General features: G+C 72.1%; 13 protein-coding genes. 6 read left to right on the top strand and 7 right to left on the bottom strand.

What is annotated here, in order from left to right:
* Positions 1-3 precede the first annotated feature (3 nt).
* On the bottom strand, positions 4-1,653 hold the full coding sequence (locus IW245_RS38830; RefSeq protein WP_197008028.1) for an Hsp70 family protein: 1,650 nt from the start codon (positions 1,651-1,653) through the stop codon (positions 4-6).
* A gap of 54 nt (positions 1,654-1,707) precedes the next feature.
* The gene (gene grpE, locus IW245_RS38825; protein WP_197008027.1) at positions 1,708-2,247 is read right to left on the bottom strand and encodes a nucleotide exchange factor GrpE; all 540 of its coding nucleotides are present in this window, start codon (positions 2,245-2,247) and stop codon (positions 1,708-1,710) included.
* Between the two features lie 188 nt (positions 2,248-2,435).
* On the opposite strand from grpE, the gene IW245_RS38820 reads away from it, so the two are divergent.
* The 5 genes from IW245_RS38820 to IW245_RS38800 are packed head-to-tail and all read left to right on the top strand — an operon-like array spanning position 2,436 to position 6,404.
* The gene (locus IW245_RS38820; RefSeq protein WP_197008026.1) at positions 2,436-3,035 is read left to right on the top strand and encodes an SLATT domain-containing protein; all 600 of its coding nucleotides are present in this window, start codon (positions 2,436-2,438) and stop codon (positions 3,033-3,035) included.
* Between the two features lie 45 nt (positions 3,036-3,080).
* Complete coding sequence (locus IW245_RS38815) at positions 3,081-4,211, top strand: ABC transporter ATP-binding protein (protein WP_197008025.1); 1,131 nt, start codon at positions 3,081-3,083, stop codon at positions 4,209-4,211.
* Positions 4,208-4,837, top strand: a complete 630-nt coding sequence (locus tag IW245_RS38810) for an ABC transporter permease (RefSeq protein WP_233472965.1) — start codon at positions 4,208-4,210, stop codon at positions 4,835-4,837. The genes IW245_RS38815 and IW245_RS38810 overlap by 4 nt, the downstream gene beginning before the upstream one ends.
* The gene (locus IW245_RS38805; protein ID WP_197008024.1) at positions 4,834-5,496 is read left to right on the top strand and encodes an ABC transporter permease; all 663 of its coding nucleotides are present in this window, start codon (positions 4,834-4,836) and stop codon (positions 5,494-5,496) included. The genes IW245_RS38810 and IW245_RS38805 overlap by 4 nt, the downstream gene beginning before the upstream one ends.
* Entirely contained in the window at positions 5,496-6,404 is a 909-nt protein-coding gene (locus tag IW245_RS38800) for an ABC transporter substrate-binding protein (protein WP_197008023.1), read from the top strand. The genes IW245_RS38805 and IW245_RS38800 overlap by 1 nt, the downstream gene beginning before the upstream one ends.
* A gap of 99 nt (positions 6,405-6,503) precedes the next feature.
* Here IW245_RS38800 and IW245_RS42530 read toward each other — a convergent pair whose 3' ends face one another.
* Positions 6,504-7,805, bottom strand: coding sequence for a GTP-binding protein (locus tag IW245_RS42530; RefSeq protein WP_197008022.1), 1,302 nt, complete (start codon positions 7,803-7,805; stop codon positions 6,504-6,506).
* A gap of 55 nt (positions 7,806-7,860) precedes the next feature.
* Positions 7,861-8,070 (bottom strand): hypothetical protein, encoded by a 210-nt coding sequence (locus IW245_RS38790; protein WP_197008021.1) that lies wholly within the window; start codon positions 8,068-8,070, stop codon positions 7,861-7,863.
* A gap of 166 nt (positions 8,071-8,236) precedes the next feature.
* Here IW245_RS38790 and IW245_RS38785 point away from each other — a divergent pair, with 166 nt between their 5' ends.
* Positions 8,237-9,136: an ATP-grasp domain-containing protein gene (locus IW245_RS38785; RefSeq protein ID WP_197008020.1), complete on the top strand. Its 900-nt coding sequence runs from the start codon at positions 8,237-8,239 to the stop codon at positions 9,134-9,136.
* Between the two features lie 25 nt (positions 9,137-9,161).
* Here the strand turns inward: IW245_RS38785 and IW245_RS38780 are convergent, their stop codons facing one another.
* The 3 genes from IW245_RS38780 to IW245_RS38770 form a co-directional block, all read right to left on the bottom strand.
* Complete coding sequence (locus IW245_RS38780) at positions 9,162-9,971, bottom strand: hypothetical protein (protein WP_197008019.1); 810 nt, start codon at positions 9,969-9,971, stop codon at positions 9,162-9,164.
* 54 nt (positions 9,972-10,025) lie between these two features.
* Positions 10,026-11,099 (bottom strand): RNA ligase (ATP), encoded by a 1,074-nt coding sequence (locus IW245_RS38775; RefSeq protein ID WP_197008018.1) that lies wholly within the window; start codon positions 11,097-11,099, stop codon positions 10,026-10,028.
* 238 nt (positions 11,100-11,337) lie between these two features.
* On the bottom strand, positions 11,338-12,243 hold the full coding sequence (locus tag IW245_RS38770) for a bile acid:sodium symporter family protein (RefSeq protein WP_197008017.1): 906 nt from the start codon (positions 12,241-12,243) through the stop codon (positions 11,338-11,340).
* Positions 12,244-12,287: the final 44 nt, after the last annotated feature.

The raw sequence follows: 12,287 nt of genomic DNA, 5'->3' as shown, positions 1-12,287 counted from the left end.
GGGTCAGCCCCGGACCGTGATCGCCGCGACCGTCCGCTTCGCCTGCTCGACCTCCGCCGGGCTGAGCACGCTGACCCGGACCTCGATCGTCAGGTCCTTGCCCGTGCTCGGCTCCACGGCCGTGACGGTGAGCAGGCCCTCGTCGTCGACCGTCATCGCGATGTCCAGCGGCGAGCCGACCGGCATCGGGGGCAGGCCGGAGACCAGGCCGGAGCCCTGGTCGACCGGCTTGTTGGCGGCCAGGTCGCGGCTCTCCTCGGAGCCGGCCTGCTCGTACAACTCGACGAGGACCTCGGTCTGGTTCGGCACCACCGTCGAGATGTCCAGCCGGGCCGTGCGGGGCAGCGCCTCGTCGGCGTGCACCATGTGGCCGATGTAGGAGGAGCCCTCGACGTCGTCCGCCCAGCCCGGCAGGGTGGTGTCGACGAGCTTGACCCCGAAGGCCTTGGGCAGCACGTTCGTGATCCGCTTCTCGGCGACCGAGGCGATGGCCCGCTCCGACAGGCCGGTCCGCTCGGCCAGGGACCTGATCCGCTCCTGGCGCAGCTCGCGGGTCGGCTCCGCGCCGTCCCACTCCCACACGGAGCGGCTGAGCGCGAACCGGGCCGCGCCCTTGGCGACGGCCAGGTCCGGGTCGTGCATCCGGGGCTCCCAGCCGAACTCGGCCCGCAGCCGCTCGGCGACCGCCGGCATCTTCGTGGAGCCGCCCACCAGCAGCACCTCGTCGACCTTCGTCCCGGGGGACTTCTCCTCGAGCCTGACCAGGGTCCTTTTCGTGTACTCGATGGTCCGGTCCAGCAGGTCGCGGGTCTGCTCCTCGAAGATCTCCCGGGTCAGCTCGACGGTCACGGGCACCCCGCCGGCCCGCAGCGGGATCGGCGCGCTCCTCGACTGCGACAGCCGCTTCTTCGCGTTCTCCGCGGTGTTGACCAGCTCCTGCATGAACTGGTCGTCCTCGGCCAGGTCGGCGTCGACCCCGGCCCGGGCCGTGAACTCGCCCAGCAGGTACGTCACGAGGCGGGCGTCCCAGTCCGCGCCGCCGAGCTGCTGGTCGCCGTCGGTGCACAACACCTCGATCGCGTCCGAGGTGATCCGGATGACCGTCGTGTCGAAGGTGCCGCCGCCCAGGTCGTAGACGAGGACGGTGCGTTCGGCGCCGGTGGCCACCTCGTACTGCAGGGCCGCGGCCACCGGCTCGGGGACGATGCCGATCACGTCCAGCCCCGCGATCTCGCCGGCCTTGCGGGTGGCGTCGCGCTCCAGCATCCCGAAGTACGCCGGGACCGTGATCACGACCTTGTCGACCTCCCGGCCGGTGTGCGCCCGGGCGTCCTGGACCAGCTGCTTGAGGATCAGCGCGGAGATCGACTCGGGGGTGTGCTCGACGTCGTCGACGATCCAGTGCCGCTGCTGGCCCATCGAGCGCTTGACCAGGGAGACCACCCGGTCCGGGTAGACCCGGGCGTACTCCTTGGCCGTGCGGCCGACCACGACGTCGGAGCCGCTCTCGAAGTACACGACGGAGGGGGTGGTCTCCTCGCTCTCCATCAGGCTGCGCACCATGGTCGGTCGGGCGGTCTCGTCGACGTAGGCGATCGCCGAGTACGTCGTGCCGAGGTCGATGCCGCAGTAGACGTCGGTCTCGTCGGTCATGGTGGTTCTCCTCGCCGGTCGGTGGATCTCGTCGGGCCGTGAGGCCTGGTTCCCTCAGGCCCGGGTCTCGTCCGGCAGGGGCTCGGCGGGCTCCGCCGGCGGGGTCCAGCGGGCGACCCGCACCGCGGCCGGCGCGACCACCCGGTCGGCCACCGCGTCGCGGTACCCGTCGCCGAGCACCTCCGCGACCAGCCCGTCCCCCTCGGGCCCGGCGGCCGGCACGGTCCCCACGGCCCGGTGCCGGTACGGGTCGTACGCCTCGCCCGGCTCCGCGGTCAGGACCAGCACCCCGCACCGCTGCAGGGTCTGCTCGACGCTGACGGCGTAGGAGGACAGCAGCGCCGCGGCCTGCTCCGGGGTGAGGGTCGCCGGCAGGTCGCCGGCCTGGCGGAGCAGGTCGTCGCGGAGCCGGTGCAGGTCGGTCACGAGCGGGCGGAGCAGCAACTGGCGCTCACCGATCCGGAGCCGCTGGTTCTCCTCGTGCAGCCGGTCGATCGTGCGCTCCCGGGCGGCGGCCGCGTCACCGAGCGCCGCCTCGATCCGCCCCAGCCGGACGGACAGATCGTCCACTGCGGACTCGGTCTGCTCGGTCACGCGTACTCCCGACGGCGGCGCATGAAAAAGGGGGCGGCCGTTAACTTACCCAAGGACGGCCACGTTCGGCGCACCCGACCATCATCCCGGCGAAGGCCGTCCGTCCACCAGGGACACCGCTCGGTGAGTCTGGCCCCTGGCGGCGGGCGGTTAGAGTCCCTGGTCGACGCGACAGAAGGGCCACCGGAGTGTCCAAGGACCTCGAACTGCACGCCTTCCCCACCCTGACCTGGGACGACGGCGACCCCCGCGCACAGCTGCAGCGGCTGTACTCGTGGGGGGAGCGCACGGCCCTCGACGCCATCGGCTGGTACATGGGCCGCAAGCCCCGCACCGCCCGCCGGTCCCAGCTCCTGCGGGCCGGGTCGATCGTGTTCGCCACCCTGGGCGGCGCGGTCCCGGTCGCGGCCCTCGCCGCCGCCCGCCCGGCCCTCGCGAACTGGGGCTTCGTCCTGCTGGCCCTCGCGGCCGGCAGCATGGCCTTCGACCGCTTCTTCGGGTACTCCGCGTCGTGGGCCCGGCACCTCACCGCCGCCGCCACGCTGCGCGGCCTCCTCGCCGAGTACCAGCTGACCTGGACGGTGGAGATGGTCGCGCTGGCCGGTCGGGAGCCGGACCAGGCCGAGACGGTCCGGCTGATCGGGGTGGTCCGCGGCTTCGTCTCCGGGGTCAACGACACGATGCGGGCCGAGATGGAGAACTGGCTGACGGAGTTCCACAGCCGGCTGGCCGAGCTGGAAACGCGGGTCGAACAATCCCATAACCGGACACCGCACACGCATACCTGATCTACATGGTGAACTTGCTTGGTCTTGTCACACCCGCCGAATACGATGAATAGTCTTGTTCATGGTCCCGGGGGGCGGGTCTTGATCCGATTCGAGCAGGTCACGAAGCGTTTCCCCGACGGCACGGTCGCCGTGTCCAACCTCGACCTGGACATCGACGCCGGCCGGATCACCGTTCTCGTGGGCGCCTCGGGCTGCGGCAAGACCACCACCCTGCGCATGATCAACCGGATGATCGAGCCGACCGGCGGCCGGATCCTGATCGACGGCAAGGACGTGCACGACTCCGACCCGCCGACCCTGCGCCGCCAGATCGGCTACGTGATCCAGCAGGCCGGTCTCTTCCCGCACCGCACGGTCGCGCGCAACATCGCGACCGTGCCGCTGCTGCTCGGCTGGTCGCGGAAGAAGGCGAAGGCCAGGGCGCTGGAGCTGCTGGAGATGGTGGGGCTGCCGGCCGAGCACGCCAACCGGTATCCGCACCAGCTCTCCGGCGGCCAGCAGCAGCGGGTCGGGGTGGCCAGGGCGTTGGCGGCCGATCCGCCGATCCTGCTGATGGACGAACCGTTCAGCGCCGTCGATCCGGTGGTCCGCGCCGCTCTGCAGGACGAGCTGCTCACCCTGCAGAAGGACCTGCGCAAGACCATCGTGTTCGTCACGCACGACATCGACGAGGCGATCCGGCTGGGCGACAAGGTGGGGGTGTTCCGCCCGGGCGGCGGCCTCGTGCAGTACGACACGCCGGAGCGGCTGCTCGCCGCGCCCAAGGACGCGTATGTGGACGACTTCCTCGGCACCGACCGGGGGCTGCGCCGGTTGTCGACCGTGTCGGCCGTCGCGTTGACGGCGGTGGACGGGCCGGCGGTCACCGAGCACACCCCGGTGGGCCGGGCCCGACAGATCGCCGCCCAGCACGACTCGGAGTGGCTGCTGGTCCTCGACCCGCACACGCATCCGCGCGGCTGGGCGAAGGTGGCGGACCTGCCGGAGACCGGCGACGTGACGGGAGCGGCGGTCACCCCGATCGGGCGGGTGTTCCAGCTGGAGGAGGACTCGATGCGCGGCGCCCTGGACAGCGCCGTGATGTCCCCGGCCGGGCTCGCCGTCGCGGTGGACGGTGCGGGGCGGCTGGTGGGGACGGTGTCACTGGCCTCGATCCACGCGAGCACCCCGTGAACTGGTCCTGGATCCCCGACCACCGGGACCTGCTCGGCAGGCTGATCGCCGACCATCTCCAGATGGCCGTGTTGCCGATCCTGTTCGGCCTGGTGATCGCGCTGCCGCTGGGCGTGGCGTGCGCCCGCTGGCCCCGGCTGTACGGCCCGGTGCTCGCCGTCACCAGCGCGCTCTACGCCCTGCCGTCGCTGGCGCTGTTCATCTTCCTGCTGGACTTCACCGGGCTCGAGATCACCACGGTCATCATCCCGCTGACGCTGTACACGCTGTCGGTGCTGGTCCGCAATGTCGTCGAGGGGCTGCGCGGGGTGCCCGACTCGGTGCGGCAGTCGGCGGTCGCGATGGGCTTCGGCGCCGTCCGGCGGCTGGTCCAGGTCGAGCTGCCGATCGCGTTGCCGGTGGTGATCGCCGGCCTGCGGGTCGCGACCGTGTCCAACATCAGCCTGGTGTCGGTGGGTTCACTGATCGGGTTCGGCGGGTTGGGCACACTGTTCACCTCGGGCTTCCAGATCGCCTACTCCACCCCGATCATCGTGGGCATCGTGCTGGTCGTGGGCCTGGCGCTGATCGCCGACACGCTGTTGGTGCTGGCCCAGCGGGTCCTCACCCCCTGGAGCCGTCGATGAGGATCTTCACGATCGCCTGGCACTGGTTCCAGCAGCCCGAGCAGTGGCACACCTCCGACGGCATCCCGAACCGGCTCGGCGAACACCTCTACTACACGTCGCTGTCCCTGCTGATCGCCGCCGCCGTGGCGATCCCGCTGGGCCTGCTGATCGGGCACGCCAACCGGGGCGGCTTCCTCGTGGTGAACCTGTCCAACGCCGCGCGGGCACTGCCCACCGCCGGCCTGCTCGTGCTCGTCGTGACGCTCGTCGGGATCGGTCTGGTGCCGGTGCTCGCCTCGCTGGTGGCGCTGGCGATCCCGTCGATCCTGGTGAACACGTACGCGGGGGTGCGCCAGGTCCCCCGGGAGACCGTCGACGCGGCCCGGGGCATGGGCATGCGCGGCTTCCAGGTGCTGTGGCAGGTCGAGACCCCCCTGGCGATGCCCCTGATCATGACCGGGCTGCGCACCGCGGCCATCCAGATCGTGTCCACGGCCACCGTCGCCGCCTACGTGGGGCTCGGCGGGCTCGGCCGCTTCATCTTCGACGGTCTCGCGCGCCGGGACTACCCCGCCCTCGTCGGTGGCGCGGTGATCGTCGTGGGGCTGGCCCTCGGTACCGAGGCCGCCTTCGTCGCGGTGAGAAAGCTCATCGTGAAGAGAACTCAAGGAGAGTAATGGTCCGCAACATGCGCGGCGCCGCCCTGACGCTGCTGGCACTCTTTGCGCTCGCGGCCTGCGGTGGCAACAACCCGGTCGACAACTCGGGTAAGCCGGCTGACAACGGCACCGTCATCGTCGGTTCGGCGAACTTCACCGAGAACGTCCTGCTCGCCGAGATCTACGCCGGCGCGCTGGAGGCCAAGGGCATCAAGGTCGAGCGCAAGCTCAACATCGGTAGCCGCGAGGTCATCTACAAGCAGTTGGAGAGCGGCGGCCTGTCGGTGCTCCCCGAGTACAACGGGGCGCTGCTGTCCTACCTCGACAAGCAGAACGCGGCGGCCACCACGGCCGACGTGAACACGGCGCTGAAGGCCAAGCTCCCGGCGGCCGTCGAGCTCCTCGACTCGGCCAAGGCCGAGGACAAGGACTCGGTGACGGTCACGAAGGAGACGGCCGCGAAGTACAACCTGAAGTCGATCTCCGATCTGGCCCCGGTCGCCAAGGACCTGGTCATCGGCGGTCCGCCGGAGTTCAAGACCCGCCGGCAGGGCATCGTCGGCCTCAAGGACGTCTACGGCCTGGACTTCAAGGAGTTCAAGTCGCTCGACGTCGCCGGCCCGGTCACCGTGTCGGCCCTGAAGAAGGACGACATCCAGGCGGCGAACCTGTTCACCACCGACCCGGCCCTGGAGGTCAACGGCTTCGTGTCGCTGGACGACCCGAAGGCGCTCTTCGGCGCGCAGAACGTCACCCCGCTGGTCAACAAGGCCGCCGTGGGCGACAAGGCCCGCACTGTGCTGAACAGCATCGCGCCGAAGCTCGACACCGCGACGCTCACCCAGTTGATGCGCAAGGTGGCCGTCGACAAGCAGGACCCGGACAAGGTCGCCAAGGAGTGGCTGAAGTCCGTCGGCCTGGCGTAACCCCTTTCGCGAAGGGCCTCTCCGCCGGAGGGGCCCTTCGCCACGCCCGGGCCGGTGGCGGGCTCCGGTCGTGGTCCGGCGGGGTGGCTCGGTGGTTCCTCAGGACGTCGGTTCACCGGGCACCGGGCTGCCGAAGCACCCCGCGAACGGGTCCTCGAACCTCCGCCAGCCCTCGGCCCCCTCGGACAACTCCGCGTCGCTCAGCAGGCACCCGGCGAGCGTGCGGCGCAGGGCCGCGACGTCGAGCTCGATGCCGACGAAGGCCAGTTCGGTCCGCCGGTCGCCGTAGTAAGGGTTCCAGTCGGCGGCGGCCAACGCCCGGCGCTGCGGGCTGGCGCACGGCCACAGTTCGTCGGGCAGCGCGGCGAGCCACGGGCCGTGCGCGCCGATCGACAGTCCCCCGCCGGCCGACTCCCAGATCAGCGCGAGGTCGGGACGGGTGGCGATCCAGCAGTGTCCCCGGGTCCGCAACGCCGCGTCGGTGACCGTCCCGAGCGCCTCGTTGAGCCGGCCCGGATGGAACGGCCTGCGGGTCCGGAAGACCGTGCCGGTGACACCGTGCTCGGTGTAGTCCGCGCCGACCGGCAGCCCCTCCAGACCCCGGGCGGCGGTACCGCACCCGCCCGGGTCGTGCCGGCCGGTCCTGAGCAGCCCCGCACCGGCGGGTTCCTCCAGGAGCCTGGCCCACGGGGCGAGGCCGCGCAGGACCGCGGCGGCGGTGCGGACCAGGTCGTCTGGGGCGTCGGGGGCGGCGAGGAGGACGACGGTGTCGGCGTACTCGACCTGCCGGGCGACGACCTCGGCGACGGTGCGGTGGTCGTTGTGCCCGGTGGACAGGCCATGGTCGGCGAGGTCGTCGGTGGTGCCCAGGTCGGCGAGGAGGAGTTCCGGGTCGACGGCCGCGATCACCGACCGCACGACGAGCCCCACCGCGCCCGGAGCGCCGGACGCGTCGTCACCGGCCAGGCTGGCACCTCGTGCCGGGCCGTGTGCCGCGCGGTCCGCGGCTGGACCGCGCGCCGGCGGCCCGGCGGGCACCCGGCCCCAGGCCGCGATCGCCGGGGCGATCAGTTCGGGCTCGACCGCCTCGGGCAGGGCCAGCAGCAGCGGGCGTCCCGGGTGGGCCGCGGCCAGGCGGGCCAGCGCCGCCGGGCCGGTCTCCCGGACCGTGCACGCCACGCACCCGTCGCGGACCGGCACGGACTCGACCTCGACGAGGCCGGCCGCGTCGTGGACGATCCGGCGGACGACGCCCCCGGCGGCGTCGGTCAGGTCGTGGGTGACGACGAGCAGTTCGGGGTCGGCGTCGGTGAGCAGCGCGGACACGGCGACCGTGGCACGGGAGCGCAGGCCGGCCAGCAGTGTGACCGGGGCGCGTGGGCTGTCTGTTTCGGGCGTCACCCCGGTCACGCTATATGGAAATGGTTTTCATTTCAATTGACACCCACCGCCCCGCTCACATCGGCCGGTGCGGGAACAACGTCCCCGCCCGGGCCTCCGCGTCCACCCGGACGTCCTCCGCGCTCACCTCGGCGCCGTGCTCGACGTCGAGCCCCTCGAGCGTGTCGTCATCAGGCCGGCGCAGGCGCGCGTCGTCCTCGGCCGGCACCGAACCGTCGGCCAGCGGCTCGACGTCGTCACCCTGCTGGCGGTGTGCCCCGGTCATGGTCTGCCCCCTCCCCGGAGCCGACCGGACAGCCGGCTCCCCCTTGACCTACCCAGGATCACCCCTGGCCACACACCCGCCGCCGGGCACGGGACGAACCGACCGCCCGCACGTCCACAGGCTTTTCTCGGATGCCGCGGCCGATCCCCGTGGCTAGGCTCGCCGCATGTTCCTCTACTGCGCCGATCCGCTCCGGCCCCGGCGCGTCGACCCGCACTTCGCCGCCGAGGCGCAGGCGGTCGGCGACCTGGGCGGCACGGTGGCCCTCCTCGACCACGACGCCCTGCTCGGCGGTGACCCTCGGGAGGCGACCCGCCGAGTCCCCCGCGACCTGGGCCCGGTCTGGTACCGGGGCTGGATGATCCCCACCCGGCACTACACCGCCCTCGAACAGGCCCTGGCCGAACGGGGCGCCACCCTGTCCACCGACGCGGCCGGCTACCGCTCGGCCCACGAACTCCCGGGCTGGTACGACGCGTTCGCCGACGTCACGCCCGCCAGTGTGTGGCTGGCACTGGAGCCGGGTTCCGAGGTCACCCCGGAGGACGTCGCGGCCCTGGCCGCACGGCTGCCCGCCGGCCCCGGGCTGGTCAAGGACTACGTGAAGTCCCGCAAACACGAGTGGGTGACCGCCTGCCACATCCCCGACCTGGCGGACACGGCCGCCGCGCACCGGGTGGTGTCCCGGTTCGTGGAGCTGCAGGACACCGACCTGGCCGGCGGTGTCGTACTGCGCTCCTTCGAGGACCTGCGCGCCCCGTCCGGCGGCCCCGCGCCGGGCGGACCGGGTGCGCGGGCGGCCGAGGCCCGGGTGTGGTGGCTCGACGGCGAGCCCGTCCTGACCGGCCCACACCCCGACACCCCGGACCAGGCCGTCGCCCCGGACCTGTCGGCCGTCGGCCCCCTGGTCGCGGCGTTCGGCTTCCGGTTCGTCACCACGGACCTGGCCCAGCGGTCCGACGGCGTCTGGCGGCTCATCGAGGTCGGGGACGCCCAGGTCAGCGACCTGCCGGCCGGGCTGGACCCCGCCAGGCTGGTCCGGGCGCTCCACGGGACCCCGGCGTGACGACCGGGGTCACTGGTCGGAGGGCCTAACGGTCGGGGTCGGGCGGGGCGAGTTTGACGATCGCGGCCGTCGCGTCGTCGCGGTGCTTGTAGCGGGGCCACCTCTCGCACCGGGGGTCGGTGTCCTCCAGCTCCCGGGTGCGCCGGATCAGCTCCGCCGGGCCCTGGGCGTAGCCGATGGCGAGCAGACTCGGCCAGGTCACGGCGTGAAACGTCGTCACCAGGAGCGAGACGCCGTCGGAGAGCAGCGCCGCGCCGCGTACCCCGGGGAGGGTGCCGGTCGTGGCGTGGTCGGCGGCGCGGGGGTCGACCTGGGCGACCCAGTACCCGTCGGGTCGGTTTCTGATTTTCTGTTGGGCGTCGATGAGGTCGGTCAGGCCGACGGCGCGGCGGGCCGCCCCCGCCTGCATGTCCGGGTGGAAGTTCTCGACGCTGCGGTCGGTGACGACCACGGGCTCGCCGTCGGCGACGTCGAGGACGACGGAGGAGTCGGACAGGACGAGATAATCCACGGTGGCGTCGGAGCGGTCGCGGACGATCGTCACCGTCGAGCAGGGCGAACCCGGGTGGGCCAGGTCGCAGGTGCTCGCGTGCAGCCCGGCCACCTCGCTGATCGCCCCGGCCAGGACCTCGGTCAACGGCGCCTCCCGGTCCGCCCCGAGCCGCAGCAGCCGGTCGCCGAGCTGGCGGACGTACCAGGGCGTCCCGTGCCGGCAGCCCGTCGCCGGCCCCTCGGTCAAGCCGTCGAGCACAACGGCCACGCCGCCCGACGCCCCGCCCCAGTCCTCGTTGCGCCCGTCGGGGCGGCCTGACTCACTCGCGATCCGGACGCGCACCCGATGCTCCCCGAGGCTGAAGGTCTGCCCCTGCAGCGTAGTGCGCGCATCGACCTACTCGTACTCCGTGCCGCCCTTGCGCGTCACGTACGCGTCGGACACGAACTTGGCGATCGCGCGCCCACCGAGCACGGCACTGCCGCGCCCGGTCGCGGACCGCACCACGAGACCCTCGCGGATGTTCGCGGCGGTACCGGTGACGGTCTCCGGGCCCGACGCCAAACCGAACAGCACCCCCTCGTCGTACGGGCCGGTGTAGACGGTCGGCACCGTCGGCAGGCCGGCCAGGGTGGCGGCCTCGGCGAACTCGTCCGGGGTCAGCCACCGGACGTGCCCGTCCACCTCGACGGAGACGTCGAACGCCGCGTAGCCGGGCCGGTCGGACTGGCCGTTGGCGCCGTAGGCCAGGTCCTGGATGCCCGCGCCGTACACCTCGCCGAAGATCCCGACCCGGCCCGCCCCGTACTTGCCGGCCAGCCACTCCGCCGCGGCGGGGACGCCGTGGGCCTCGACGGTGCGCCAGTACAGGTTGTCGCCCGCCCGCACCAGGCCGAGGCGCTTCTCACCGAGGCCCTTCGAGGACACGAGCACCGCCTCGGGCGACCAGGTGAGCAGGCAGCACGTGCCGTGCAGCTTCTCCGTGGCCACGACCGGCTCGCCCGGCTCGAAGATGGCCGGGTACCGCTTGATGTTCTCGATGTCGACCCACGGCAGCAGGTCGGCGGCCGGCTCGACCTCGCCGGCCATGTGCACCGGCACCGCCGGCACCCACTTCGTGATCCCGAGCCGGGCGGTGAAGTCCTCGCCGGCGTGGTGCGCGGCCTCCAGGTCGACGCCGGCCAGCGCGGCCGGCCGGCACACGATGCCCTGCGAGATCTCCCCGCGCAGCCGGACGGCGGCGACCCGGTCGTGCAGCCCGCCGGCCAGCCTTCCGGTCAGACCCAGCTCCTCGATCAGCGCGGCCGGCAGGACGGACTGCTCCGGGATGTACACGGCGAACTCACCGGTGCGGTACGCGCCCTTCGCCACGACCGCCCGGTACAGCCCCACCTGGGCCAGCTCGAGAGCGTCGGCGTTGGGGTGCTCGTGGATCACGAGCCGCTCGGCGGTGACGGTGAGGGTCGACATCAGGCACGTTCCTCTCTGGGGGAACGCCCATCATGCCCGCGACGTGCGCGGTCGCGCGCCCCGATTTCCGCCCGGGCATCCGGACCCGACCGGCCCGGAGGCCGGACACCAGCGTCCCGCTCGCTGACATCCGGCCCGCCCTCAGCCGGCTGGCGCGGCTCACATTCCGCAGCCCGCCCCGTGCGACTCGGCCAACCCGGCCCGGCCGGCGTCGCCGACCACGACCGGGCGGGCCGGGTCACACCCGGCCCGGAGCCACCATCCGTCCCGGGGCCGGGCTCGCCGCCCGCGCGCGGCGTGCGACGAGCAGGCCGAAGACGGCGGCGGTGAAGAACATCACGAAGCCGTACGTCACCGACGGGATCGCCATCTTCGGGCTGTTGAGCAGCGTCGGACTCATCGCGATGGCGATCGTCAGGGAGGCGTTGTGCAGGCCGATCTCGAACGCCGAGGACACCGACTCCCGCTCGCCGACCCGCAGCAGCCGCGGGCCGAAGTAGCCGAGCGCCATGCTGATCAGGTTGAACGCCACGACCGCGAGGACGATCTCCCCGAGGGCGTTGAGGATGTCCTTGCCCATGCCTGCGATCACGCTGGCGATCAGCAGGAGCAGGACCACGACCGACAGGATCTTGACGGTACGTTCCATCCGGGCGGCGAAGCCGGTGAACCTCGCGCGGACGGCCATCCCGATCGCGATCGGCACCAGCACGACGGCGAACACCTGGATCACCTTGTCCAGCTGGAGGCCGAGCGAGCTGTCCGCGCCCATGAAGCCGGCGATCGACAGGTTCACGATCACCGGCAGGGTGAACGCCGCGAGCACCGAGTTGACCGCGGTCAGCGAGATGTTCAGCGCCAGGTCACCCTTGAACAGGTGGCTGTACAGGCTGGCCGTGCTGCCGCCCGGCGACGCGGCGAGCAGCATCAGGCCCACGGCGAACTCCGGCCGCAGGTCGAACGCGACCACCAGGCCGAGGCAGACCGCCGGCAGGATCAGCATCTGGGAGACCAGGCAGACGACCATCGCACGGGGGTAGCGCACCACCCTGCGGAAGTCCTCGACGGTCAGGGTGAGGCCCAGCCCGAGCATGATGATGGCTACCGCGACGGGAAAAAGTATGACTAAGGCACCGTTACTCATGGCCCCTCTTTCTTTCAATCGATAGAAGTCCATGGATTGTCACA

The sequence above is a fragment of the Longispora fulva genome (genome assembly GCF_015751905.1).
Classification (GTDB): domain Bacteria; phylum Actinomycetota; class Actinomycetes; order Mycobacteriales; family Micromonosporaceae; genus Longispora; species Longispora fulva.
This window is presented reverse-complemented; position numbering and strand designations above follow the sequence as displayed.